Source organism: uncultured Stenotrophomonas sp. (assembly GCF_913778665.1).
In the GTDB taxonomy this organism is placed as follows: domain Bacteria; phylum Pseudomonadota; class Gammaproteobacteria; order Xanthomonadales; family Xanthomonadaceae; genus Stenotrophomonas.
In genome coordinates this window covers 1-24,683 of sequence record NZ_CAJYVQ010000007.1, presented here as the reverse complement: position 1 = coordinate 24,683, position 24,683 = coordinate 1, and the positions used below count along the sequence as shown (strand labels likewise).

The window sequence follows — 24,683 nt, the reverse complement described above, 5'->3', positions numbered from 1 at the left end:
TTTTCGTTCCGGCCGAAGGCCGGACCAGCTTACGCAGTAACGCTATGCGTTATTGCTTGAGCGGAATCACGCGGATCTCGACGCGGCGATTCTTCGCGCGGCCCGCATCGGTGCTGTTGTCGGCAATCGGGTATGCCTTGCCGGCACCCAGGGTTTCAATGCGTACGCTCTGCACGCCCTGGCCGATCAGGTACTGCGCCACCGAGTCGGCACGCTCCTTCGACAGGCGGTTGTTGACTGCGTCGCTGCCGATGCTGTCGGTGTGGCCGACCACTTCGATCATGGTCTGGTTGTATTCACGCAGGGTACCGGCAACACCGTTGAGCGAACCGTAGAACTGCGGCTTCAGGGTCGACTTGCCAAAGTCGAAGGTGATGCCGTCCGGCAGGTTCAGCATGATGTTGTCGCCCTGGCGCTGCACATCGATGCCGGTGTTGGCGGTGCGCTCGCGCAGCGCGCGTTCCTGGCGATCCTGGTACTGGCCGACCGCAGCACCGCTCAGTGCGCCGATACCGGCACCGATCAGTGCATGCTGGCGGCGCTCGGTGGCGCTGTCGCCGGTCAGCAGGCCGGCGGCGACGCCGATGGCGGTACCAATCAGCGCATTGCGACCGGTGCGGTTCTGCTGCTCGGTCGGATTGCCGTACTGGTCACTCTGCACATAGGAGCCGCCGGTGGCGCAGGCCGACAGGACGGCCGCACTCATCAGGGCCAGTGCGACGTTGCGGGTGGTGTTGCGGATCATGAGGTTCTCCTTGGTTTCCGGTCGGGCCGGCGGCTTGCGGGCGCAAAAAGGATAAACAGGCAGATGCGATGTCGGGATGATGATCCCTCCGCTCGACAAGGGCGCGTTCAGCTAACTGACTGGCTCGCGCGGCCGGCGCTTTACCCCGCGCCCGACTGGCGGTAAGCCGCCAGCGCGGCGTCGCGCCCGGCGGCAAGATCCACCAGCGGCGTGCGCGGATAGCCCGGCGCATGCGCGGCCAGCAACTGTGGATGCTGCCACGGTGCGAAGCGGGCCTTTACCGGCAGCGCCGCCAGTTCGGGCACCCAACGGCTGATGTAACGGGCCTGCGGATCGAACTTCTCGGCCTGGGTCACCGGATTGAACACGCGGAAGTACGGCGCGGCATCGGCTCCGGTGCCGGCCACCCACTGCCAGCCCATCGTGTTGTTGGCCAGGTCGGCATCGACCAGGGTGTCCCAGAACCAGCGTGCGCCGTGCAGCCAGTGCGCGCGCAGGTGCTTGCACAGGTAGCTGGCGACGATCATGCGCACCCGATTGTGCATGTAGCCGGTGTGCCACAGCTCGCGCAGGCCGGCATCGACGATCGGCACGCCGGTGTGGCCGCGCTGCCAGTTGCGCAGCTGCGCGGCGGTGGGGTCTGCCCAGGGGAAGCGATCGAAGCGCGGGTTGAGGTTGTCGGTGGGTGTCTTCGGGAAGTGGTGCAGCAGGTGGTAGGCGAAGTCACGCCAGCCCAGCTGGCGCAGGTAGCCATCGATGTCGGCGTCGGTAGCGGCGCTGCGCAGCCCTTGCAGCGCGTGGGCGATGCGCCACGGCGCAATCTCGCCGAAATGCAGGTGCGGCGACATGCGTGAGGTTCCGACCCGGTCCGGCAGGTCACGCTGCTCACGGTAGCCGCGCAGGGCGCCGTCCTCGAAAACCGACAGCGCCTCCAGCGCGCCGGCCTCGCCCGGCTGCCAGTGCTCCCAGAAGCCGGTGTCCCAGTCCAGCGTTGGCGCAAGCTGCAACTCGTCCAGCGCGAGGCTGCCGACCGTGTGCGTCGCCAACGCCTGCGGCGCAGCCTGCAACGCGGGCAGGCGCCAATGGCTGAGCACGTTGCGCCAGTAGGGGGTGAAGACCTTGTACGGCTGTCCCTGCTGGGTGGCGATGTCCCAGGGCTCGAACAGCAGGCTGCCATTGCAGCTCTGCGCATCGATGCCCTGCTCGCGCAGCGTGCGCTTGATGGTGGCATCGCGTGGCTGCGTGGCCGGCTCGTACTTGCGGTTCCAGTACACCGCTTCAGCGCCGGTCTGCTCGATCAACGCCTGCAGGGTCGGCAGGCTGTCGCCGCTGCGCAGCACCAGCGAAGAGCCACGCGCGCGCAGGTCGGCATCCAGCGCCGCCAGCGAACGCTGGCGCCACGCATTGGAGGCCGCACCCGGTGCCCACTCGCCTTCTTCCTGCGGCGCATGGACGTAGACCGGCACCACGTCGTGGCCAGCATCCAGCGCGGCCTGCAGGGCCGGGTTGTCCTGCAGCCGCAGATCACGGCGGAACCATACCAACGCTACCGACACAGACACTGCCTTCGTTGTGGAAGGCGCACATGATAGCCAGCGGCGGTGAAGGCGATGCGTGGGCGGGGCATCCACGCATGGCCTGGATCTACGGCCTGAAGCGCTGCATCGCCTCGCTGATCAACGCGCGCGCCTCGGCGGCGTTGCCCCAGCCGTTGAGCTGCACCGGATTGCGCCCTGCCGGCAGGTCCTTGTAGACACGGAAGAACGCCTCGATGCGCTGCCGTTCGATCTCCGGCAGATCGGCCAGATCGCGGATGTTGGCGTAACTCGGATCAACCTTGTCGGTGGGCACGCCGATGATCTTCTCGTCGTGCTCGCCGCCATCGATCATCTTCAGGTAGCCGATCGGCCGGAAGCGCACGATCACGCCCGGATGCAGCGGCTCGCGGGTCAGCACCAGTGCGTCCAGCGGGTCGTTGTCGCCGGCCAGCGTGCGCGGCATCGAACCGTAGTTGGCCGGATAGGCAACCGGCATCGACTGGAAGCGGTCCACATGCACCAGCCCATCTTCCTTGATCTCGTACTTGGTGAAGCTGCCGGCCGGGATCTCCACCGCCAGGTTCACTTCCTGCGGCGCCTGCTTCGGCTGCGCCGCCAGGAACGGGTGCAGCACGCCATCGGCGGCGGTCACCGCAGTAGCGAGCAGCAGCAGGGCCCCGCCAATGGCAGCCATGGGCACAAGACGGCGAAAGGTTTTCATCTGGATCTCCTCATTCCCAGCAGCGATCGGCGCGACCCTTGGCAGTCTGCGCGCGAGGGCAGTCACGCGGCGTGATGCGGCCGTCGGTGAGCTCGACGCGCTGCTTGCCGCCGCTCGCATCGCGACGCAGCTCGAAGGCGTCATACAGGCGCCCGGTGACCGTGCGCGCCTCATAACGCAGGTGCTGTGGGTCGATACGCAGCACCTGGAACAGCTGGGTGTCCTCGGCCACCGGAGCCATCGTCTTTCGTGCTTCGTCGGACAGGCGATACTGCTTCGGCCCGGCCACGGTCACCACGTACTGCGGCGTCGCGGCCTGCCCTTCGCCACGGCGCCCGTAGGTGTGATCGTGGCCCTGCAGCACCAGGTCCACCTTGTGGCGACGCACCACGGGCAGCAGCTCGTCACGCAGCGCGGTATTCTCGCGCCCCTCGCGCGGCGAATAGAACGGCTGGTGCAGCAGCACCACGGTCCACGGCTGCGGGTTGGCCGCCAGCACCTTGTCCAGCCACTGTGCCTGTGCCTTGGCTGTGCCCAGATCCAGCGCTGAAGTGCCATCGAGAACTGCCACCCGCACGCCCTGCGCGTCGAACCAATAGCTGGTCTGCGGCGCAGCGCTGGCGCCGTTGCCCGGCAGCGCAAACGTCACCGGCCAGTGCCGGCCCAGCACGCGGCGCTCCTGCGGGGTGTCCTCGAATTCCTCGAAGTACTCGTGGTTGCCGATCGCCGGCGCCACCAGCGTTTCCTGCGCCAACCAGCCGGCTGCGGCGAACCACTCGCCCCACTCGCTGTCGTCCATGTTGTCGCCGCCGCTGACCAGGTCACCGGCGAACAAGCTCATCCGCGCTTCCGGCGCCACCTTCTGCGCCGCGCGCACCACGCGGCTGACATGGCTGACGTTCTTGTTCTGGGTGTCGCCGAAGTACAGCAGGGTCAGCGGCTGCTCGGCGCTGGCCAGCGTACGCAGCTGGTTCCAGGCACTCCAGCTGCCGTTGCCCTGCACGCGGTAGACGTACAGGGTGTCCGGCTGCAGCCCCTCGACGTCGGCACGATGATGGTGTGACGAGCCATTCTCGGTCTGCAGCGCACGGGTCGTCGCGCGGATCTGGCGGATGCCCTCGACGGCAGGTGAATCACCAGCCAGGGCGATTTCCAGCAACGGCGCCTGCACACTGCCATCGGTGCGCCAGGCCACGGCAAAACCGCGACTGGGATCCGCCGCGGGTGAGGCGACGATGCGGTCCGGCACCGGCGTTGCCGCATAGTGGCGGCTGCCAGCCACGACCTGGGTGTTCGGCTCGGCGGCCGCGAACACCTGCGACGGCAGTGCCAGCAGCAGGCCCAGGGTGAAGGTGCCGATCAGCCAACGGCCGCTCACGCGCCACACTCCAGCGGCAGCGCCAGCTGTTTGGCGATGCTCTCCCAATCGAACGCCACCACACCCTGGTCGTCATGCACCGCGTACAGCACGCCGTGCGGGAAGCGCGCGCTCGGTTGCTGCATCATCCAGATGCCATCGGTATTGGCCACGGTATTGCCCTGGAAGGCGCCGACCAGCTTCAGCGTATGGCGATCGAACAGGTGGAACACGCTGCGCTGCTTGCCCTGCTCGGTGGTGATCCACCAGCCGTCCTTGCCGCAGGTACGCAGGGTCACGCCCTCGGCCTGCGCCTTGAACACATCGCGGCCGAAGGTGGTGCCGGTGAAACGCCCGGCCAGGGTGTAGACCTTGAACTCGCTGGCGTAGCGCTCGTCCTCTTCGGCGATCAGCAGGCGGTCGTTGTCCGGGTCGCCCCAGATCGATTCGACCACGCGCAGTGCACCGGCTTCGGTGGTGTCGCCGATGTCGGCCACCCGCCTAGCCTCGACCTTCGCACCGTCGCGGGTCACGTGGTACTGGCGCACACGCTTGTCCAGCTCCGCCAGCGGCGGCAGGATGTCACGCCCCTGTGCATCCTCGCCGTTGTCCCAGGAGTCGGTGACGTAGACGCTGTAGCCATCGGCACGGCGGTCGACCCACAGCCCGTACGGCTTGCGCAGGTCGTCCGCAGCGAAGGTCCCCAGCGGGGTGAAGTCCGGCAGGCTCAGCACCTGTACGCGGTGATTGTCGCGCTCCACGATCCACAGCAGATCGTCGGTCACCGCGATGCCGTTTGGGCGGTCGAACTGTCCGGGCCCCGTGCCGCTGCTGCCGACGTCGCGCAGGTGCTGGCCAGTGCTGCCGTCGTAGACCATCAGCTTGTCGGTGGCCTTGGCGGTGGCGATCAACCACAGCGTTCCGTCAGGCGCACGCCAGGCGGCCGGGGAATCGATGTTGTCGGCCGGCGTCATCGGTGAAAGGAATGCCTCGGCGATGGTGGCCACTGCACGCCCTGCCGTGGCCGTTGCCTCGGGCGTGGCCACGACCGGATCGTTGCTGGTGGCTGGCGTGCAGCCAGCCACCAGGGTCGTGGCAAGCGCGGCGGCCAACAAGCTGATGCAACGCGCCATCACAGTGCCACCTTCAGGCCCAGTGCGTAGGTGCGGCCATATTCTTCCATCTGCAGGGTGCGCGAGCGCGTGCCCTGGTACAGCTCAAGCGGCTTGTCCAGCAGGTTCTGCGCTTCGAAATACAGGCTCACGCGCGGGGTGAACTTGTAGTCCAGTGAGAAATCGAGCTGTGTGTTGGGCGCCACGTAGATGTCGAACGCGCGGCCCTTGCCGATGCTGTCCAGGTACTCACTGCGGTACACCGCCGCCAGCCGCGTGCTCAGGCCGTACTTCTCGTAGCCGAGGTGCGCGCTGTAGACGTGCTTGGAAGCCCGCGGCAGGGTGAAGTCCTCGCCCGCGCGATCCTTGATGCCGGCGTCGAACGTGGTGTCGAGCCAGGTGCCACTGGCACCGACCAGCAGCCCGTCCAGGCCGGCCGGCAGGAACGCCAGCTGCTGCTGCCAGTTGAACTCCGCACCGCGCACGGTGGCCTTGCGGCCGTTGATCGGCTGGGTCACGTCGAATCCACCGTAGGCCGGATCATTGGTGCGCACGGTTTCCACGATGTAGCCGTCGATCGACTTGTGGAACAGGCCCAGCGAGACGATGCCGCTGCTGCCGATGTACTTCTCCACCGACAGGTCGATGTTCTTCGATTCGTAAGGATCCAGCTCCGGATTGCCCAGGCGCACTTCCTCGTCACCGCGGCTGTAACCTACGCGCGGCGAGATATCGCCGAACGAAGGGCGCGATACGGTCATGTTGGCCGAGGCACGCAGCACCCAGTCATCTGCGGCGTCGTAGCGCAGGTGCAGGCCCGGCAGCACGTTGGTGTAGCTGCTGTTGGCCACGCGCGGGGTGACGGTGAAGCTGCGGCCGTTGGCGGCCACGTCCACCTGGTTGCCGGTCGCCTTGAACTGGGTGTTCTCCACGCGTACACCACCAATGATGCGCAGCGCACCGATGTCCCAGGTGCCCATCACGTAGCTGGCGAAGATGTCCTCGCTGGCCACGTAGTCTTCTTCCAGCGAGGTCATTGCATTGCCACCAACGTCCTGCGGCCGCGCACTGTACTGGTTGCCATTGGCCGCCCAGAACGCGCGCATCGCCGCCGAATCCATACCGTCCCCCAGGTTGCCGTGGCGGTATTCCGGCGATGAGGTGCTCCAGCTCGACAGCGCGACCTTCGGGCCGACGCGCAGTTCGCTCTCATCAACATTGACGTCGCGGTCGCGCCAGCGGCCCAGCAGGCCCATCTTGATGCTGCCGCTATCACCGTCGAAGCGCACGTTGACCTGCGCGCTGTGCTCCTTGTCATTGACCTGCTTGGGCGAGAGCACGAAACGGTCGAAGGCGTAGTTGCCGTTGTCCAGCCACTGCGGGTTGTCGAAACTGTAGCTGGGCAGGCGGCTGCGCTGGTCCAGCGTGCCGTTGAAGGCCTTGCCGTTCAGCTTGAAGCGCGCCTCCATCTCGTCGTTGACGCGCTCTTCGGTACGGGTGTAGCCGATACGGTAATCGACCACAGCGTTGCTCAGCTTGTTCTCGCCGCCGAGGCTGGCCGCGAAGGTGTTTTCCTTCTTGGTACGATAGCGCATGCGCTTGTCGATCGAATCCTTCGGCATGCCGTCCAGGCGGTACTGGTCGGTACCGGTCTTGACCATGTTGGCGTCGTCGAAGTTGAAGATCACGCGCTGGCGGGTTTCGGCATCGTCGAACTGGCTGTACAGCGTGCGCAGGTAGTACCTGCTGTCTTCGTTCGGGCGCCAGTCGAGGTTGAGGTTGGCGCCGATGCGCTTGCGCTCGATCTCGTACTTGCGGTGCTGCAGGTTGATCGCTGTGACGTCGCCAGGTGCCGTGTCATTGTCGCCGTCGTACTCCACTTCGGTGTTGTCCGACTCGAACGTCCGCTTCTGGTAGTTCACGCCCACCGCCACGCCGAAGGTGTCATTGAACACTTCGCTGTAGTTGAAGGCCGCCTTCGGGCTGGTATCGCCGGACAGCTGCTGGTGGCTGCCTTCGATCTTGCCGCGCAGGCTGCGGCCGTCGCGGTCGAAGGCCGAGGCCGACTCGACCAGCACCGCGCCTCCGATGGCGTCGCCGGGCATGTCCGGGGTCGGCGACTTCACCACGCGCAGGCGTTCGGTGGAATCGGACGGAATGACGTCCAGCGGTGCAGCGCGGCTGGAGTCCTCCGGCGTACCCACGGCGATGCCATCCACGCTGACGCTATTGAGATTGGCATCAAGGCCCCGGATGACCACGAAGCGGCCTTCGCCCTGGTCGCGGGTCACGCTGATGCCCGGCAGCCGCTGCAGCGACTCGGCCACGTTCTTGTCCGGGTACTGGCCCAGCGCATCGGAGGACACCGCGTCTTCGATCGCGTCGCTGCTGCGCTTGAGGTCGACGGCGCGGATCTGCGATTCGAGCTGGGCGCGGACGTCGATACGGTCCAGGTCGACCGCATCGGCGGCCACCGCGCCGGTGGCGGCGACCGCCTGCTGCCCGGCGGCCTGCAGCGGGGCGGCAGCCCCCATCGCCAGGGTCAGGGTGATGGCAACGGCCAACGGAGTCTTGATATGCACTGGGAATCCCCATTCCTGTTAAGAATGGGTCTGCACGGTATGTCCGCAAGGTTGCATGGCCGTGACATGGATCTGCACATTTGCTGCAAGGCACGTCCTGGCCTGGTTTGGGTTCGGGCCACCGATCCGGCAAAATGGCGTCCTCTCTCCTTTTCCCCTTCCCGACCATGAAGATCGTCGAAGTGCGCCACCCACTGGTGCAGCACAAGATCGGCCTGATGCGCAACGCCGCGCTCAGCACCAAGGATTTCCGCGAACTGGCCAACGAGCTGGGCACCCTGCTGGCCTACGAGGCCACCGCCGACCTGGACACGGAGCCACATACCCTGCCCGGCTGGGCCGGCCCGGTCACCGTGCAGCGCATCGCCGGTGCCAAGATCACCGTGGTGCCGATCCTGCGTGCCGGCCTGGGCATGCTCAGCGGCGTGCTGTCACTGATCCCGGCCGCGCGCGTCAGCGTGGTCGGCCTGCAGCGCGATGAGGAAACCCTGCAGCCGGTGCCTTATTTCGAGCGTCTGACCGGCCGACTGGAAGAGCGCGACGCGCTGATCCTGGACCCGATGCTGGCCACCGGCGGCACCCTGATCGCCACCATCGACATGCTCAAGCGCGCCGGCGCCCGCCGCATCAAGGGCATCTTCCTGGTGGCTGCACCGGAAGGCATCGACGCGGTCAAGGCCGTGCACCCGGACGTGGAGATCTACACCGCAGCCATCGACGCCCAGCTCAACGACAAGGGCTACATCCTGCCGGGCCTGGGCGATGCCGGCGACCGCATCTTCGGCACCCGCGTCGGATAATCCCGGTGACCGAGTCGGCCCCCTCTCCGCAGGAGAGGGCGCTGACCGCCGACCGTTCGCAGGCGCGCTTCACCGCGGCACGTGAACGCCCGTGGACACGGGTGTGGCCGACGCGTGATTCTTCACGTGGCCTTGCTGCCCGCAGGCCAATGCTCCGCGCACCCGCCACCGCTTGGAGTGTCCTCGATGAAAGCCTCTTTCCTGCTGGCCGCTGTCCTGCTGGTCGGCCTGCCGCTGGCCGCCAACGCCACCACCCCTCAGCAGCAGCGGATGGCCGAATGCTCGGCCAAGAACAAGGGCCTGAAGGGTGACGCCTACAAGACCGCGCAGAGCTCCTGCCTCAGTGGCCACGCCGCCGAAACCAAGGCCGCGACCACCCCGCAGGAACGCATGAAGAAGTGCAACGCCGATGCGGGCGCCAAGAAGCTGGCCGGTGACGCGCGCAAGACCTTCATGAGCAGCTGCCTGAAGGCGTCGTAACGGTCGCACCTGTGGAAAACCATCCATGCGTGGCGTGGATCTACGGGCATCAGCGAAAGGCCGGGCAATGCCCGGCCATTTCATTACCCCAGCGCGCGCGCCTTCAGTTCGCCCTGCTCATGCAGGGTCACGAAACGGCCCTTGTCATCGCGCCCCAGCTGCGCCAGCGCCACCTGCGGATCGTGGGTAAAGAACAGATGCACGTTGCGCGCCAGCTTGTCTTCAAGGAACTGCCGCTTCTCGTCGATCAGCAATTCGGCGTTGCGGTCGTAGCCCATGGTGATCGGCACGTGCACCCACGAGCGACCGGGAATCAGGTCGGCACAGAACACCACGCCGCCATGAGCACCCTGCCCCGCATGCGCATGGCCGACGATCTCGGCCAGCATCAGGCCCGGCGTGTGGCCGTCGCTGTAACTGAAGCGCACGCTGCGGCCGAGTGCCCTTGAATACTCGCCATCCACCACTTCCAGGCGGCCGCTGGCCTGCAGCAGGCCCGGCAGCTCGGGAATGAAGCTGGCGCGGTCGCGCGGATGCGGTTGCAGCGCACGCTGCCAATGCTGTGCGCCGACCACATAGATCGCGTTGGGGAACAGCAGCTCCGGTTCACGCCCTTCGCTCCACGCGGCCAGCAGCCCACCGGCATGGTCGAAATGCAGGTGGCTGAGCACCACCACGTCGATGTCCTCATGCTCGAAGCCGGCTTCGCGCAGTGAATCGATCAGCACGTGCTGGCTTTCCTGCACGCCGTAGCGCTCACGCATGCGCGGATCGAAGAATGCACCGATACCGGTTTCGAACAGCACCGTCTTGCCTTCCAGCGGACTGGCAAGCAACGCACGGCAGGCCAGCTCGATACGGTTGAGCTCGTCCGGTGCCGCCCATTTTTCCCACAACGCACGTGGCGCGTTGCCGAACATCGCACCGCCATCGAGGCGCTGCGAGTTTCCACGAATAGACCAGAGTTTCATGCGTCGATTATCGGCGCCGGGCCGTTAAATAATCGCTAGAAAGGAAACGGAAACCCCCGCCGTGGCGGGGGTCCAAGATGTGCGTCCGCATCAGCGGGCCGGCACGACCTGGGCGCTGCCCACCGGGTTGCGCGGGTCGCTGCCGCCGAACAGTTTATTGGCCTTGCGGTCCCATTCCACGGTCTGCAGGTTGCCCCAGACGTGGCTGGAGCCGCGGCCACCGGCAGCGGTGTCGCCCGGCAGGTCGATCTTGTGGCCCATCGCCTGCAGCTGCTTCACCGTGGCCGCGTCGAACGCATCGTCCTCCGCTTCGATCAGGTCCGGCAGCCACTGGTGGTGGTAACGCGGCAACGCGGCCACCTGCTGCGCATCCAGGCCGGCGTCGTAGCCGAGGATGCCCAGCAGCACCATGGTGATGATGCGGCTGCCCCCCGGAGTGCCCAGCACGATCACCTTGTCGTCGTTCTCCATGAAGGTCGGCGTCATCGAGCTGAGCATGCGCTTGCCCGGCTTCGGTGCATTGGCCGCGTAGCCCATCACGCCGAACGCGTTGGGCGTGCCCGGCTTCAGCGCGAAATCGTCCATCTCGTTGTTCAGCAGCACGCCGGTGCCCTTCGGAATCAGCCCCGAGCCGTACAGCAGGTTGACGGTCTGGGTGGCGCCAACACGGTTGCCGTCGCGGTCGATGATCGAGAAGTGGGTGGTCTCGTCGTCTTCCAGCGGCGTGGGGTTGCCCGACAGCAGGTCGCTGGGCGTGGCCTTCTCCGGGTGGATGGTGGCGCGCAGGCCCTGTGCGTAGTCCTTGCTGGTCAGCACCTTCTGCGGGATCTGCACGAAGTCCGGATCGCCGAGGAAGAAGGTGCGGTCGCGGTAGGCGCGGCGCATCGACTCCACCACCAGGTGCGTGCGGTGTGCCGGGTCCATCTGCTTGATGTCCCAGCCTTCCAGGATCTGCAGCATGCTGGCCAGCGCGATGCCACCGGACGACGGCGGCGGCGCGGTGGTGATCTTCCAGCCGTTGTAGTTGAACACGATCGGCTCGCGCAGCTTCACGCGGTAGCCGGCCAGCTCTTCAGCCGTCCATTGGCCACCGGCCTGCTTCACGCCGGCCAGAAGCAGCTTGCCGGTCCGGCCCTTGTAGAAGCCATCGAAGCCACCGGCCGCCAGGCGCTCGAGCGTCTGCGCCAGCTCCGGTTGCTTGAACAGGTCACCGCTGGCGATCGGCCGGCCATTGCGCAGGTAGACCTCACGGGTGCCTGGATAGCGCTCCATCACTTCACGACGCGAGGCATAGCCCTTGGCCATGCGGTCGTACACCGGGAAGCCTTCACGCGCGATGCGGATCGCCGGTTGCAGCGACGCCGACAGCGGGAGCTTGCCGTGCTTGGCCGACAGTTCGACCAGCGCCGCAGGCAGGCCCGGAATACCGGCCGACCACGCGCCGTTGACCGAGCGGTCACGGTCCAGGTTGCCCTGCTTGTCGAGGAAGGCCTGCGGAGTTGCGGCTGCTGGCGCGGTCTCGCGGGCGTCCAGCATCACGTCCTTGCCGGTGGCCGCGTCATGCAGCAGGAAGAAGCCGCCGCCGCCCAGGCCGGAGCTGATCGGCTCGACCACCGCCAGCGTGGACGACACTGCCACGGCGGCATCGAAGGCATTGCCGCCCTGCGCCAGGATATCGATGCCGGCCTGGGTGGCCAGCGCGTGGCCACTGGCAATGGCCGCGCCATCGGGGCGCTCGGCACGGGCCGGGCTGTCGGCCCAGGCCATCGGGCTCAGCAGCAGGCCAAGCAGCAACAGGGGGCGGACGATCAGCGTCTTCATTCGGATGGGGGCTCCGCGTAGAGTTCGGGGTGATCGTGCTGCAGCTGGCGCAGCTTGGCCAGCAGCTGGTCTTCCGTTTCCACGATCTCCGGGTCCGGGTCGATGCACTCGACCGGGCAGACGACCACGCACTGTGGCTCGTCGAAATGGCCCACGCATTCGGTGCAGCGCGCAGGGTCGATCACGTAGATGGTTTCACCCATCGCAATGGCCTGGTTCGGGCAGGCCGGCTCGCATACGTCGCAGTTGACGCAGAGCTCGTTGATTTTCAGCGACACGGCGATACTCCTCGCCCGCGCCCTGGGACAAAGGACCGGCCAGCGCGGGCGCGCGGGCCGGTCAGGTCATCAGCGGCGCCCTTGCGGAGCGCCGCCCGGGCCATGCCGGAGCATGGCCGCCATGGCTCGGTATTACTTGGCTTCGACGAAAATGTACTCGGCACCGGTCGGCTGGATCGCTGCCTGCACGCGGGCGTTGTCGGCCGACTGGCCGATGAAGACGACGCGCACGCCCTTCATCGAATCCGGCGATACGTCCTTGAACACGGCCTGGATCATGTCAGCCATCTTGCCCGAGGCCGACGAACCGAAGGCCAGCATGTTGCCCGGCTGCACGCCACGGGCCACGGCCTGGGTCGCGCTCTCGGTCTGGCGCTCGTACTTGGCCTGGAAGTCCGGGTCCGATTCCGGCGAGAGGTAGTACAGGAACGGGCTGTTGGTGATGTTGCCCATGTTCTGGATGGCCACTTCCTGCAGGTACTTCTTCCAGCCTGCATCGTCGTCCCTGGACGGCGCGACCAGGGCCTGCTTGGCCTCGTCGACCGGAGCGGCCTCTTCCTTCTTGCAGGCGGTGAAGGCCAGGGCCAACGAAGCGATCAGCATCGCGCGCATGGTGGTGTTCATGGGTTTCCTCCCGGAATGGTGCGTGGTGTTGTACGTAATGGGGTGCGGGTACAGCGGGGCTTACGACTGTGCCGCCTTCGCTTCGCGGACCTTGCGCAGGGCCTCAAGCACCGCGGCCGGCACGAAACCGGACACGTCGCCGCCCAGGCGCGCGATCTCGCGGACCAGCGAGGACGAAATGAAGCTGTGCTGCTCGGCCGGGGTCAGGAACAAGGTCTCGACCTCGGGGATCAGGTGGCGGTTCATGCTGGCCATCTGGAACTCGTACTCGAAATCGGACACCGCACGCAGGCCACGCAGCAGCACGCCACCCTGCACAGAGCGTACGAAATGGGCCAGCAGCGTATCGAAGCCGATCACCTCGACATTGCTGTGGTGACCCAGCGCGCCCCGCGCCAGCTGCACGCGCTGCTCCAGCGGCAGCGCCGGGCCCTTGGACGGGCTCTGCGCCACGCCGACCACGACCTTTTCGAACAGCGGCGCGGCCCGGCTGACCAGGTCGATATGACCATTGGTGATCGGGTCGAACGTGCCGGGGTAGACGGCGATGCGGCGGTTGGCCACGGTCATGGGCGGTTGCAGATGTTCAGATGAGGTCAAAGTGTAGCAGTGGCACGGCGGTACAGGGCAAAGCGCACCTCGCGGCTGCCGCCCTCGCGGTGCAGCAGCCAACCCGGCGGCAGCACCGGCACGTGGCCGGCCGGCGATTCCAGGTACAGCCAGGCCTCGGCGGAGAGGTGCCGTGGCAACTGGGCCAGCACCTCCTGCCACAGGCCATCGGCGAACGGCGGGTCGATGAACACCAGATCGGCCTGCTGTGCCGACGCGCTCTGCAGCCAGCGCAGGGCATCGGCCTGCACGACGGTGATCTGGTCGCTGGCCTGAAGCTTGGCGACGGCGGCGGTCAGGTTGCGGCCCAGCTGTGCATCGCGCTCGATCAGGGTGGCGTGGGCGGCACCGCGCGAGACCGCCTCCAGCCCCAGCGCGCCGCTACCTGCGAACAGGTCCAGCACCCGTGCACCGCCCAGCTTGGGCATCAGCCAGTTGAACAGGGTCTCGCGCACCCGGTCGCTGCTCGGCCGCAGGCCCGGCACGGACGGCACCGGCAGGCGGGTGTTGCGCCAGCGCCCGCCGATGATGCGGACCTGGCCATCATTGCCCCCGCGGCCGCTCATCGGCGCCCCCGGTGGGGTTCATTCGAGAATTTCAGCATGAGCGGGATTGTAGTCGTCCGGGCGGCGCCCGGAACCCGCAGAGGCCGAAGCAACGGCCGAAGCAACCGCAGAAGCTGGTTTCCTGCGGGTAGGCGGGGTGGGTCAGGCTGTGGGGGACGCCGTGAACCCGTCCATGGGGGCTTGGCCGCGGCATCCATGCCGCGGACACCCCCACAACCTGACCCACCCCGCCTTCGACAGTGTCCTGCGATCTGTCGGAACGATTCTTGGGGTCAGATCCGTTTTCCTACGGAAAACGGATCTGACCCCAGTCTGGATTTCGAGATCTGAGAGATCTCATCCACGCATGGCGTGGATCTACTGGCCACCGGCCAACTGTCGAAGGCGGGGCGGCGTGGGTTGGCAGGACCGTTGGCGCCATGGATGGCGCCATCGAGCCCCCAGGGACGGGTTGACGGCGTGTCCTGCCAACCCACGCCGCCCCGCCATCGCACGGATGGGCTGCTGTTGCTGTTGCTGTTGCTGTTGCTGTTGCTGTTGCTGTTGCTGTTGCTGTTGCTGCTGGTGTTGCTTCGGGCTCTGCGGGTGCAGGGCGCCGCCCTGCCCGACCAACCCCTTGATTTCGGGACAATCATCCCTACCCCTTGGCGAGGCCGCACGCGCTGGCGCGGCATTGCACATGGAGCCCTAATCGATGACCGAGACCACCCAGACCGAAACCCTTGGCTTCCAGACCGAAGTCAAGCAGCTGCTGCAGCTGATGATCCACTCGCTGTACTCCAACAAGGAAATCTTCCTGCGCGAGCTGGTCTCCAACGCCGCCGATGCCGCCGACAAGCTGCGCTTCGAGGCCTTGACCCAGCCGGCCCTGCTGGAAGGTGACAGTGAGCTGCGCGTGCGCGTCAGCTTCGACGCCGCCGCCCACACCATCACCATCGAAGACAACGGCATCGGCATGAGCCGCGCCGAAGCCATCGCCCACCTCGGCACGATTGCAAAGTCCGGCACCGGCGATTTCCTGCGCCAGCTGTCCGGCGACCAGAAGAAGGATTCGCAGCTGATCGGCCAGTTCGGCGTCGGCTTCTACAGCGCGTTCATCGTCGCCGACGAAGTCGAAGTGACCTCGCGCCGCGCCGGCCTGGCCGCAGGCGAAGGCGTGCGCTGGACCTCGCGCGGCGAAGGTGATTTCGAAGTGGCCACGGTCGACAAGGCCGAGCGCGGCACCCGCATCGTGCTGCACCTGAAGGACGGCGAGCACGACTTCGCTGATGGCTGGCGCCTGCGCAGCATCCTCAAGAAGTATTCGGACCATATCGGCCTGCCGATCCAGATGACGAAGGAAGGTGGCGAAGAAGGCGCCGCGGTCGAATGGGAAACCGTCAACCGTGCCAGCGCCCTGTGGACCCGCCCGCGCACCGAGATCAGCGACAGCGAGTACACCGAGTTCTACAAGCACGTGGCGCACGACCACAGCGACCCGCTGGCGTGGAGCCACAACAAGGTCGAGGGCAAGCTGGAGTACACCTCGCTGCTGTACGTGCCGGGCCGTGCGCCGTTCGACCTGTACCACCGCGATGCGCCGAAGGGCCTGAAGCTGTACGTGCAGCGCGTGTTCGTGATGGACCAGGCCGAGCAGTTCCTGCCGCTGTACCTGCGCTTCATCAAGGGCGTGGTCGATTCCAACGACCTGTCGCTGAACGTCTCGCGCGAGATCCTGCAGTCCGGCCCGGTCATCGATTCGATGAAGGCCGCGCTGACCAAGCGCTCGCTGGACATGCTGGAGAAGCTGGCTGCCGACAAGCCTGAGCAGTACGCCACGTTCTGGAAGGAATTCGGCCAAGTACTGAAGGAGGGCCCGGCTGAGGACTACAACAACCGCGAGAAGGTGGCCGGCCTGCTGCGCTTCGCCTCCACCCGCGGCGACGCTGACGCGCAGACCGTGTCGCTGGCTGATTACATCGCCCGCATGGCCGAAGGCCAGGACAAGATCTATTACCTGACCGGCGAGAGCTACAGCCAGGTGCGCAACAGCCCGCACCTGGAAGTGTTCCGCAAGAAGGGCGTGGAAGTGCTGCTGTTGACTGATCGCATCGACGAGTGGCTGATGGGCTACCTGACCGATTTCGATGGCAAGGGCTTCGTCGACATCGCCCGCGGCGACCTCGACCTCGGCGCGCTGGAGACCGAAGCGGACAAGCAGGAACAGGAAGCCGCCGCCAAGGACAAGCAGGCTTTGGTCGAGCGCCTGAAGACCGTGCTGGGCGATGACGTGGCCGAAGTGCGCGTGTCGCACCGCCTGACCGATTCGCCGGCGGTGCTGGCCATCGGCGAACAGGACCTGGGCCTTCAGATGCGCCAGATCCTGGAAGCCAGCGGCCAGAAGGTGCCGGACAGCAAGCCGGTGCTGGAGATCAACCCGGGCCACCCGCTGATCGCCAAGCTCGATGCCGAGGCCGATGGTGCACGCTTCGATGATCTGGGCCGGGTGCTGTTCGACCAGGCCGCGCTGGCCGCCGGTGACAGCCTGAAGGACCCAGGCGCCTACGTGGCACGCCTGAACAAGCTGCTGCTGGAGCTGTCGGCCTGAGTGATCGGCTGAGCGCCGGGCATGGCAGGCTTCTGTAGAGCCGAGCCATGCTCGGCTGCCTTGTGGGTGCCAACCAAGGTTGGCACTTGCGAGGGCGGGTCGGGCGTGGCGACTGAGGTCGGGACCCCCCAGAGGCGTCCGTTGACACCTACCAGAGCAGTCGCCTCAGGCGTTCCGATCCAGCAGCGACCCCAGCAGCTGGTCCTGGCGACGGATCACTGCGGCATTGGCGGCAAAGGCCACGACTTCGGCCTTGGCCGCCAGCAGATCGCCCAATGGCGCGCTCGGATCAGCGCCGCTGGCGGCCACCGCTGTCTCCACCCCGCCCTGCGCCACAGCACTTCGCTGCAACTGCAAGCGCTCGGCTTCGGGCCTCGCCAGGTTGGCAACGTTGCGTGCAGCCACCTGCAGGCCCTGCTGGGCCGCGCGCATGCCACCGAGGGCGGTTCCCATCACGTTGTCCATGGCCGTCTCCGGGCCGCACGACGCAGCCCTCCGGACAGGTTAACGGCCGGCGGGCCGCGACCTTGAGTCCACATCGGCCCGACAGGCACGAGTGGTAGCATATCCCCCTGATTTCAGCGCCTTTTGCCAATGCTCAGTTTTTTCCGCCGCAAGAAGCCCCAGGACGCCGCCGTAACGGACGCGCCCAAGACCCAGCACTACTCGGCTGAAGAGCTGGCGGCAGCGTTCCCGTCTGCCGCGCCCGCCGAGCAAGCCGCCACCGCTGCGGTGGCCAAGCCCGCGCCGGCTGCCCCGGCACCGGTAGAGGCCTCCATCGCCGAAGCTCCGCCGCTGCAGGCCGCCGAGCCGGTGGTCGTGGCCGAAGACGTGCAGGCCGAAGCGCTCGCCGCCGCCGCCGTGCTTGCCCCGCTGGCCCCGGTCATTCTGGCCGAGGAACCGGCCGCGCCCGCCGCCGACTTGCCGGCCCTGGTGGATGCCCCGCCGGCCCCCGCCGGCAAGCCCGGCTGGCGCGAGCGCCTGCGCAACAGCGTCATCGCGCGCAGCTTCGGCGGCCTGTTCTCGCGCAACCCCAAGCTCGATGACGACCTGCTGGACGAGCTGGAAACCGCATTGATCACTGCCGACGTCGGCGTTGGCGCCACCACCGATCTGGTCGAAGGCCTGCGCAAGCGCATGAAGTCGCGCGAGTTCGCCGATGCCAATGCGCTGCTGGCCGCCCTGCGCGCCGAGCTGATCGCGATCCTGCAGCCGGTGGCCAAGCCGCTGGTGATCGACCGCAATGCCAAGCCCTTCGTGGTGCTGACCGTAGGCGTCAACGGCGTCGGCAAGACCACCACCATCGGCAAGCTGGCCAAGCGCTTCAAGGACGAGGGCCACAGTCTGATGCTGGCCGCCGGCGATACCTTCCGTGCCGCCGCTGTGGCCCAGCTGCAGGCCTGGGGCGAGCGCAACGGCGTGGCCGTGGTCGCGCAGGGCCAGAACGCCGATGCCGCTTCGGTGGCATTCGACGCGCTGCAGGCCGGCAAGGCCCGCGGCACCTCGGTGCTGATTGCTGACACCGCCGGCCGCCTGCACACCCAGTCCGGCCTGATGAACGAGCTGGGCAAGATCCGCCGCGTGCTCGGCAAGATCGACCCCACCGCACCGCACGAGGTGCTGATGGTGATCGATGGCACCACCGGCCAGAACGCGCTGTCGCAGCTGCGCCAGTTCAACGCCGCGGTGAACGTGACCGGCCTGGTGGTGACCAAGCTGGACGGCACCGCCAAGGGTGGCGTGGTGTTCGCGCTGGCCCGCGAGTTCGGCATTCCGATCCGTTTCGCCGGCATCGGCGAGCGCCCGGAAGACCTGCGCGTGTTCGATCCGGAAGCCTTCGTCGACGCCCTGCTGCCTGAAGCGCTGGGCGGCTGATATGCCGCGCAGCCACGCATGGCGTGGCTCTACTGCCCCGCGCGCGACGCCCCGGTCCCGCGCGACACCATGGTAGAGCCACCCCACGGGTGGCTGCCCTTTCCCGGAACCCCGATGCCCCGCCAGCCGCACGCCAGCGCCGACACCGCCCAGCACGACGGCTTCGTCGCCCGCCTGCTGCACTGGTTTGACGACCACGGTCGCCACGACCTGCCCTGGCAGCACCCGCGCAGCCCGTATCGGGTCTGGCTGTCGGAGATCATGCTGCAACAGACCCAGGTGGCCACGGTCATCCCGTATTTCCTGCGGTTCCTGCAGCACTTCCCGACCCTGCCCGACCTCGCCGCCGCCAGCAATGACGCGGTGATGGCGCAGTGGGCCGGGCTTGGCTACTACGCCCGCGCGCGCAACCTGCACGCAGCAGCCAAACGCTGCGTGGAACTGCACGAGGGCGACCTGCCACGCGACTTCGATGCGCTGCACGCCCTTCCCGGTATCGGCCGCAGCACTGCCGGTGCGATCCTCAGCCAGGCCTGGAACGATCCGTTTGCGATCCTCGACGGCAACGTCAAGCGTGTGCTCAGCCGCTACCACGGCGTTGACGGCTTCCCCGGCCTGCCGGCCATCGAGAAGCAGCTGTGGGCAATCGCAGAGGCGCACGTGACGCACGTACCGGCCGGGCGCATGGCCGACTACACCCAGGCGCAGATGGACCTGGGCGCGACGGTGTGCAGCCGTGCCAAGCCGGCGTGCGTGATCTGCCCGTTGCAGGACGACTGCGTGGCACGCCGCGAAGGCCGCACCGTTGAGCTGCCCACGCCCAAGCCAAGCAAGACGCTGCCCGAGCGTGAAGCGGTCGCCCTGCTGCTGCGCGACGCCCAGCAGCGCGTACTGCTGCAGAAGCGGCCGGACAGCGGCATCTGGGCGCAGCTGTGGACCCTGCCGCAGGCCGAGGCCGGCAGCGAGCTTCAGGACTGGTTCGACGCGCACGTCGAGGGCTCACTGGAAGATGCCGAAGAACTGCCGGTGCTGCAGCACACGTTCAGCCACTACCGGCTGCATCTGCAGGTATTGTCGCGGCAGGTACATGGCCTGCGCGTGGAAGAACCCACGCTGCGCTGGGTCGCCGCCGACGAGCTGCCCGCACTGGGCCTGCCGGCACCGATCCGCAAGCTGCTCGATGGCGCCATCATCAAGGCGCCGAAACGAAAACCATCGAAACCCCGCAACCACGAGTGAGTGCCATGCCCCGAACCGTCTTCTGCCAGTACGAACAACGCGATGCGGAGGGCCTGGACTTCGTGCCCTATCCGGGCGAGCTGGGCCAGCGCATCTTCAACCACATCGGCAAGCAGGCCTGGGCCGCGTGGCTGGCGCACCAGACCATGCTGATCAACGAAAACCGCCTGTCGCCGCGCACGCCGGAGCACCGCGCGATGCTGGAAACCGAGCTGGTCAAGTTCCTGTTCGAGAAGGACGCTGAGAAGCCCGCTGGCTTCACCCCGGAAGCCTGACGCACAGGTAGTGCCGGCCGCAGGCCAGAGACCCGGTATCCGCGGGATGCCGGCCAGCGGCCGGCACTACCGCGCTACTTCGTATTTTCCTCGCGCTCCTGCACCTGCGCCTGGCGCAGTTCCTGTTCGGAGGTGCGCAGTGCCTTCACGTCCAGCTTCCGGATGCTGTCGATGAAGCAGGGCATGCGCGGGCCGCCGGTGGGGTCGCGCACCAGCACCTTGTCGAAGCGCGACGACACGCGGCCCATCTGGCTGGTCAGGCCGATGGCGGTGGCATACGGCAGGTCCTGGCAGGGGCCTCTCAATTCCAGCAGATAAGCCTCGCTGGGCCGGGTCCACACCGCCAGCGCGCTGTCCCCCAGTTCGGTCCAGCCATTGAGGCTGCCGAAGAACTGCATGTCGTTCTGCGGCGCGCCAGCATGGGCGCGGTACAGGTCCAGTTTTTCAGTGCTGCTGAGGCGACCAGTGGTGGCACAGGCGGCCAGGGCCAGACAGAGGCCGGCCAGCAGAAGCGGGGTCTTCATGGCGATCTCCTCGGGGAACTGTCGCCATCATGCGCCCGGTCAGGTGGCGCCGGCGCGACGATGGGCGGACCCATTCAGGCGCCGGTCGGCGGCTCCCGCGGCCGACCGAGGTCGGCTTCCACCAAAGCGGGCCCTGCGCTCAGACGTCGGCGTGGGCCAGCGCGTGCAGGCGCCCTTCGCGCAGTTCCAGCACCCGGTCCAGGCGCCTTGCCAGGCTGCGGTCATGGGTGACCAGCACCAGGCTGGTGTGTCGCGCGCGGTTGAGTTCCAGCATCAGCTCGAACACCGTTGCAGCCGTGCGGTCATCCAGGTTGCCGGTCGGCTCGTCACCGAGCACGCAGGCCGGATGGTTGACCAGCGCGCGCGCCACGGCGGCACGCTGGCGCTCACCACCGGACAGCTCGCCCGGCTTGTGGTCAAGGCGATGGCCCAGCCCGACCGACTCCAGCAGCGCGGTGGCGCGCGCAACCGCCTCTTCCACCTCTGGGCGACCGCGGACGAACGATGTCGCGCCGTTGACGATGCTGGCCAGCGCCGACCCCACCACGCCCAGTCCCGCGTACGCCAGGCGCTGCGACAGCACCGAATGCGACTTTGCCAGCAGCACCGGCATCATCACGTTTTCCAGCGCGGTGAACTCCGGCAGCAGGTGATGGAACTGGTAGACGAAGCCCAGCGCCTGGTTGCGCAGCAGGCCTCGCGCGGTGTCCGACAGCGCCGACATGCGCTGGCCGGTCACATAGACCTCGCCGGCGGTCGGAATGTCGAGCCCGCCCAGCAGGTGCAGCAGCGTGCTCTTGCCGGCACCTGAAGCACCGATAATCGCCACCGTTTCGCCAGCGGTCACGGTCAGGTCCAGGCCATCGAACACCGGGGTCTGCATGCGTCCCTCGGCGTAGGTCTTGCCCAATGCTTCGGCGCGGATCACTTCATCGCCGCGATTGAAGACCTTATTCATAACGCAGGGCCTCCGCCGGCTGGGTGCGTGCTGCCCGCCAGGCGGGATACAGGGTGGCCAGGAAGCTCATCAGCAGCGCGACCACGGTGATCGCCACCACGTCGCCGGTCTGCATGTCGGTCGGCAGGCCGGTGATGTAGTAGACATCCTCCGGCAGCAGCTTGACGTTGAACACGCTTTCGATGGCGCCGAGGATGCGCTCCAGGTTGAGGGTCAGGGTAATGCCGCCGATCAGGCCGGCCAGCGTCCCGAAGATGCCGATCAGCGAGCCCTGCACCATGAACACCTGCATCACCCCGCCCGGGGTCAGGCCCAGCGTGCGCAGGATCGCAATATCGGCCTGCTTGTCGGTCACCAGCATCACCTGGGAGGAGACCAGGTTGAACGCGCCCATCGCGATGATCAGCGACAGCAGGATGCCCATCACCACCTTCTCCATGCGCAGCGAGTGGTAGAGGTTGGCGTTCTGCTGTGTCCAGTCGCTCACCCGGTAGGCACCGCCGAGGCTCTGCGCAAGATCCACACCCACTTCCAGCGAGCGGTCCATGTCGTGCAGTTTCAAGCGCACGCCCGTGGCGCCGTCGCTGCGCAGCACGCGTTCCAGGTCCTGCATGTTGGCGAAGCCGACGCCACGGTCGACCTCGTTGTAGCCGGCCTCGAAGATGCCACTGACGGTGAAGCGCTTCATCCGCGGCACCGCGCCGGCCGGCGTGCCCTGCACTTCGGCTAAGGTCACCAGCACCTGGTCGCCGACATCCACGCCCAGCCAGATCGCCAGTTCCTTGCCCAGCAGCAGGTTGAAGCTGCCCGGCTTGAGGCTGTCATAGCTGCCCTTGGTGACCTTCTTGTCGATCACCGACACCTTCGGTTCCAGCGCCGGGTCGATGCCCTGGATGATCGCACCCTGCACGCGCGGGCCGCTGATCATCGACTGGATCTCGATGTACGGCGCAGCACCGGCCACGCGTGGGTCCTTGCGGGCCACCTCGACCACGCGCATCCAGTCCGGCATCGGCTCGCCGTCGCGGCTGATGGTGGTATGCGCGGTCATCTGCAGCAGGCGGCTGCGGATTTCCTTCTGGAAACCGCTCATGACCGCCAGGGTGGTGATCAGCACCGTCACGCCGAGCGCAATGCCCAGGATCGATGCCATCGAGATGAAGGAGATGAAGCCGTTGCGGCGCTTGGCGCGCAGGTAGCGCAGGCCGATAGCCACGGGGATGGGTTTGAACATGCAGGCACGCCGGTCAATTCAGCTTATGGTGCCATTGACCGGGGCCGACGGGAAACGCTGCGTGCGGCCACGGCCAGTCGCAGTTCACGTCGCTGCCCGGAATCGAGCACATCCGGCCAGAACAGAAGGCGGCGGCGGCGCCGATCCTCACGCCAGTGCAGCAGCAGCCACGGCCCGCGCACCACCAGCCGCGGCGCCTCGATGTCCTGCCCCGCCACCTGCAGCGACGCCGGGGCCGGCGGCAGCAACACTGCCTGGTGCGGCCTGCGCAGCCGCCACAGCGTCTCGGCGAGGCCAACCGCCCAGGCCAGCAGCACGGCAGGAATCAACAGCCGAGACGGCAGGTCCGAGGCGCGCAACAACCAGGGTGCGGCCAGCAGCACCGCCAACTGAGCGGCGGCCTGCAGCCGCGAAGGGCGCCACTCAAGGCTTGAGGGCGAGGATCTTCTGCATGAGGGGGATCGCGTGCGCATGCGGGCAGGCCTCGTAGCCCATGAACCAGCGCCACAACTTATCGTCCTCGCAGTCGAGCAGGAACAGGAAAACCTCGCGCTCTTCGGTCGGCGCAGTGCTCCATTCGTGGTCGAGGTAACGCCCGAACAGCTGGTCCAGCTCGCGCATGCCGCGGCGGCAGCGCCAGCGCAGCTTCTTCAGCAGAACGTCTTCTTCCATCGTGTTTCTCCAGATACAGCAAAGCCACGCATGGCGTGGCTCTACTGGGGTGGCACAGCCACGCGTGGCGTGGCTCTACCGGGTGCAGCCGAGCCGTGTCAGGCGCGGCGTTCCATCATCAGCTTCTTGATCTCGGCGATCGCCAGCGCCGGATTCAGGCCCTTCGGGCAGGTCCGGGCGCAGTTCATGATGGTGTGGCAGCGGTACAGCTTGAACGGATCTTCCAGATCGTCCAGGCGCGCACCGGTGTCCTCATCGCGCGAGTCGATGATCCAGCGGTAGGCCTGCAGCAGGATCGCCGGGCCCAGGTAACGCTCGCCGTTCCACCAGTAGCTCGGGCAGCTGGTCGAGCAGCAGGCGCACAGGATGCACTCGTACAGGCCGTCGAGCTTGGCGCGCTCTTCCGGCGACTGGAGCCGCTCCTTGCCGGCGGGCGGCGGGGTGACCGTCTGCAGCCAGGGCGTGATCGAGGCATATTGCGCGTAGAAATGCGTGAAGTCCGGCACCAGATCCTTGATGACGTCCATCGCGGGCAGCGGCGTGATCTTGATCTCGCCCTTCACGTCCTCGATCGCGGTGGTGCAGGCGAGGCCATTGCGCCCGTCGATGTTCATCGAACACGAGCCGCAGATCCCCTCGCGGCACGAGCGGCGGAACGTGAGCGACGAATCCTGCTCCGACTTGATCTTGATGAGCGCGTCGAGGACCATCGGGCCGCATTCGTCGAGATTGACCTCGAACGTATCGTAGCGCGGGTTCTCGCCCGAATCGGGATCGTAGCGATAGACCTTGAAGTTGCGCATCGTGCCGCCGGGTTGCGGCGAGGGATGCTTCTGCCCGCCCTTGATCTTGCTGTTCTTCGGGAGCGTGAACTCGGCCATGCGCGCGTCTCGTCTTCGTGGTGGATCGTCGGCGCGCACCAACACGCACCGGCACCGTTCATGGGGCGGGTACACGATCGCGGGGCTTGCCGCAAACATGCCCGTTGCCGCCTACGTAGCTATTCTCCCTCGCGGCTCAAGGGGGGATCAGCCGCGACGCGGCCCCACCATGCCGATCCGCGCGCCATCGGGATCGGTGACGACCGCGGAGAAGGCGTCGCTGGGGATCGGATC

At 67.0% G+C, this 24,683-nt stretch carries 25 protein-coding genes; 6 read left to right on the top strand and 19 right to left on the bottom strand.

What is annotated here, in order from left to right:
• Positions 1-49 precede the first annotated feature (49 nt).
• From QZ853_RS08490 to QZ853_RS08465, 6 genes are all read right to left on the bottom strand, one after another.
• The gene (locus QZ853_RS08490; protein ID WP_021203976.1) at positions 50-745 is read right to left on the bottom strand and encodes an OmpA family lipoprotein; all 696 of its coding nucleotides are present in this window, start codon (positions 743-745) and stop codon (positions 50-52) included.
• 140 nt (positions 746-885) lie between these two features.
• On the bottom strand, positions 886-2,301 hold the full coding sequence (locus QZ853_RS08485; protein ID WP_295572062.1) for a deoxyribodipyrimidine photo-lyase: 1,416 nt from the start codon (positions 2,299-2,301) through the stop codon (positions 886-888).
• An 88-nt stretch (positions 2,302-2,389) separates the two neighbouring features.
• On the bottom strand, positions 2,390-3,004 hold the full coding sequence (locus QZ853_RS08480) for an inorganic diphosphatase (RefSeq protein WP_295571988.1): 615 nt from the start codon (positions 3,002-3,004) through the stop codon (positions 2,390-2,392).
• A gap of 10 nt (positions 3,005-3,014) precedes the next feature.
• The gene (locus tag QZ853_RS08475; protein ID WP_295572061.1) at positions 3,015-4,367 is read right to left on the bottom strand and encodes a metallophosphoesterase family protein; all 1,353 of its coding nucleotides are present in this window, start codon (positions 4,365-4,367) and stop codon (positions 3,015-3,017) included.
• An 11-nt stretch (positions 4,368-4,378) separates the two neighbouring features.
• Complete coding sequence (locus tag QZ853_RS08470; protein WP_295571987.1) at positions 4,379-5,494, bottom strand: phytase; 1,116 nt, start codon at positions 5,492-5,494, stop codon at positions 4,379-4,381.
• Positions 5,494-8,055 (bottom strand): TonB-dependent receptor, encoded by a 2,562-nt coding sequence (locus QZ853_RS08465; RefSeq protein WP_295571985.1) that lies wholly within the window; start codon positions 8,053-8,055, stop codon positions 5,494-5,496. Before QZ853_RS08465 ends, QZ853_RS08470 begins: the two co-directional genes overlap by 1 nt.
• Positions 8,056-8,222: 167 nt before the next feature.
• Here QZ853_RS08465 and upp point away from each other — a divergent pair, with 167 nt between their 5' ends.
• A complete protein-coding gene (gene upp / locus QZ853_RS08460) occupies positions 8,223-8,855 on the top strand; it encodes a uracil phosphoribosyltransferase (protein ID WP_049457648.1) in 633 nt (210 codons plus the stop codon).
• A gap of 186 nt (positions 8,856-9,041) precedes the next feature.
• A complete protein-coding gene (locus QZ853_RS08455) occupies positions 9,042-9,335 on the top strand; it encodes a PsiF family protein (protein ID WP_295571984.1) in 294 nt (97 codons plus the stop codon).
• Between the two features lie 83 nt (positions 9,336-9,418).
• Here the strand turns inward: QZ853_RS08455 and QZ853_RS08450 are convergent, their stop codons facing one another.
• From QZ853_RS08450 to rsmD, 6 genes are all read right to left on the bottom strand, one after another.
• Positions 9,419-10,306 (bottom strand): MBL fold metallo-hydrolase, encoded by an 888-nt coding sequence (locus QZ853_RS08450; RefSeq protein WP_295571983.1) that lies wholly within the window; start codon positions 10,304-10,306, stop codon positions 9,419-9,421.
• A 90-nt stretch (positions 10,307-10,396) separates the two neighbouring features.
• A complete protein-coding gene (gene ggt, locus QZ853_RS08445) occupies positions 10,397-12,127 on the bottom strand; it encodes a gamma-glutamyltransferase (RefSeq protein ID WP_295571981.1) in 1,731 nt (576 codons plus the stop codon).
• Positions 12,124-12,405: a YfhL family 4Fe-4S dicluster ferredoxin gene (locus QZ853_RS08440; protein WP_004153175.1), complete on the bottom strand. Its 282-nt coding sequence runs from the start codon at positions 12,403-12,405 to the stop codon at positions 12,124-12,126. Before QZ853_RS08440 ends, ggt begins: the two co-directional genes overlap by 4 nt.
• 132 nt (positions 12,406-12,537) lie before the next feature.
• On the bottom strand, positions 12,538-13,029 hold the full coding sequence (locus QZ853_RS08435) for a hypothetical protein (protein ID WP_295571979.1): 492 nt from the start codon (positions 13,027-13,029) through the stop codon (positions 12,538-12,540).
• A 60-nt stretch (positions 13,030-13,089) separates the two neighbouring features.
• Positions 13,090-13,599, bottom strand: coding sequence for a pantetheine-phosphate adenylyltransferase (gene coaD, locus QZ853_RS08430; protein WP_010484372.1), 510 nt, complete (start codon positions 13,597-13,599; stop codon positions 13,090-13,092).
• 26 nt (positions 13,600-13,625) lie between these two features.
• Positions 13,626-14,204 carry a 16S rRNA (guanine(966)-N(2))-methyltransferase RsmD gene (gene rsmD, locus QZ853_RS08425; RefSeq protein WP_295571978.1) on the bottom strand — a complete coding sequence of 193 codons (579 nt, stop codon included), beginning with the start codon at positions 14,202-14,204 and terminating at the stop codon, positions 13,626-13,628.
• A gap of 694 nt (positions 14,205-14,898) precedes the next feature.
• On the opposite strand from rsmD, the gene htpG reads away from it, so the two are divergent.
• Positions 14,899-16,791, top strand: a complete 1,893-nt coding sequence (gene htpG / locus QZ853_RS08420) for a molecular chaperone HtpG (protein ID WP_295571977.1) — start codon at positions 14,899-14,901, stop codon at positions 16,789-16,791.
• A 165-nt stretch (positions 16,792-16,956) separates the two neighbouring features.
• On the opposite strand, the gene QZ853_RS08415 is transcribed toward htpG, so the two are convergent.
• Positions 16,957-17,256, bottom strand: a complete 300-nt coding sequence (locus QZ853_RS08415) for a hypothetical protein (RefSeq protein ID WP_295571976.1) — start codon at positions 17,254-17,256, stop codon at positions 16,957-16,959.
• A 129-nt stretch (positions 17,257-17,385) separates the two neighbouring features.
• On the opposite strand from QZ853_RS08415, the gene ftsY reads away from it, so the two are divergent.
• The 3 genes from ftsY (at position 17,386) to QZ853_RS08400 (ending at position 20,180) form a co-directional block, all read left to right on the top strand.
• Positions 17,386-18,666 (top strand): signal recognition particle-docking protein FtsY, encoded by a 1,281-nt coding sequence (gene ftsY / locus QZ853_RS08410; protein WP_295571974.1) that lies wholly within the window; start codon positions 17,386-17,388, stop codon positions 18,664-18,666.
• A 114-nt stretch (positions 18,667-18,780) separates the two neighbouring features.
• Positions 18,781-19,905 carry an A/G-specific adenine glycosylase gene (mutY, locus tag QZ853_RS08405; RefSeq protein ID WP_295571972.1) on the top strand — a complete coding sequence of 375 codons (1,125 nt, stop codon included), beginning with the start codon at positions 18,781-18,783 and terminating at the stop codon, positions 19,903-19,905.
• 5 nt (positions 19,906-19,910) lie between these two features.
• Positions 19,911-20,180 carry an oxidative damage protection protein gene (locus tag QZ853_RS08400; RefSeq protein WP_295571971.1) on the top strand — a complete coding sequence of 90 codons (270 nt, stop codon included), beginning with the start codon at positions 19,911-19,913 and terminating at the stop codon, positions 20,178-20,180.
• Between the two features lie 74 nt (positions 20,181-20,254).
• Here QZ853_RS08400 and QZ853_RS08395 read toward each other — a convergent pair whose 3' ends face one another.
• The 6 genes from QZ853_RS08395 to QZ853_RS08370 all read right to left on the bottom strand — a co-directional run bounded on the left by QZ853_RS08395 (position 20,255) and on the right by QZ853_RS08370 (position 24,449).
• Positions 20,255-20,704 carry a DUF6491 family protein gene (locus tag QZ853_RS08395; RefSeq protein WP_295571970.1) on the bottom strand — a complete coding sequence of 150 codons (450 nt, stop codon included), beginning with the start codon at positions 20,702-20,704 and terminating at the stop codon, positions 20,255-20,257.
• Positions 20,705-20,843: 139 nt separating this feature from the next.
• Complete coding sequence (locus QZ853_RS08390) at positions 20,844-21,662, bottom strand: ATP-binding cassette domain-containing protein (RefSeq protein WP_295571969.1); 819 nt, start codon at positions 21,660-21,662, stop codon at positions 20,844-20,846.
• Positions 21,655-22,896: a lipoprotein-releasing ABC transporter permease subunit gene (locus QZ853_RS08385; RefSeq protein WP_295571968.1), complete on the bottom strand. Its 1,242-nt coding sequence runs from the start codon at positions 22,894-22,896 to the stop codon at positions 21,655-21,657. Before QZ853_RS08385 ends, QZ853_RS08390 begins: the two co-directional genes overlap by 8 nt.
• 23 nt (positions 22,897-22,919) lie before the next feature.
• Entirely contained in the window at positions 22,920-23,369 is a 450-nt protein-coding gene (locus tag QZ853_RS08380; protein ID WP_345777899.1) for a hypothetical protein, read from the bottom strand.
• Complete coding sequence (locus QZ853_RS08375; protein ID WP_005409080.1) at positions 23,320-23,568, bottom strand: succinate dehydrogenase assembly factor 2; 249 nt, start codon at positions 23,566-23,568, stop codon at positions 23,320-23,322. Before QZ853_RS08375 ends, QZ853_RS08380 begins: the two co-directional genes overlap by 50 nt.
• 98 nt (positions 23,569-23,666) lie before the next feature.
• Positions 23,667-24,449 (bottom strand): succinate dehydrogenase iron-sulfur subunit, encoded by a 783-nt coding sequence (locus QZ853_RS08370; RefSeq protein ID WP_295571966.1) that lies wholly within the window; start codon positions 24,447-24,449, stop codon positions 23,667-23,669.
• Positions 24,450-24,683: the final 234 nt, after the last annotated feature.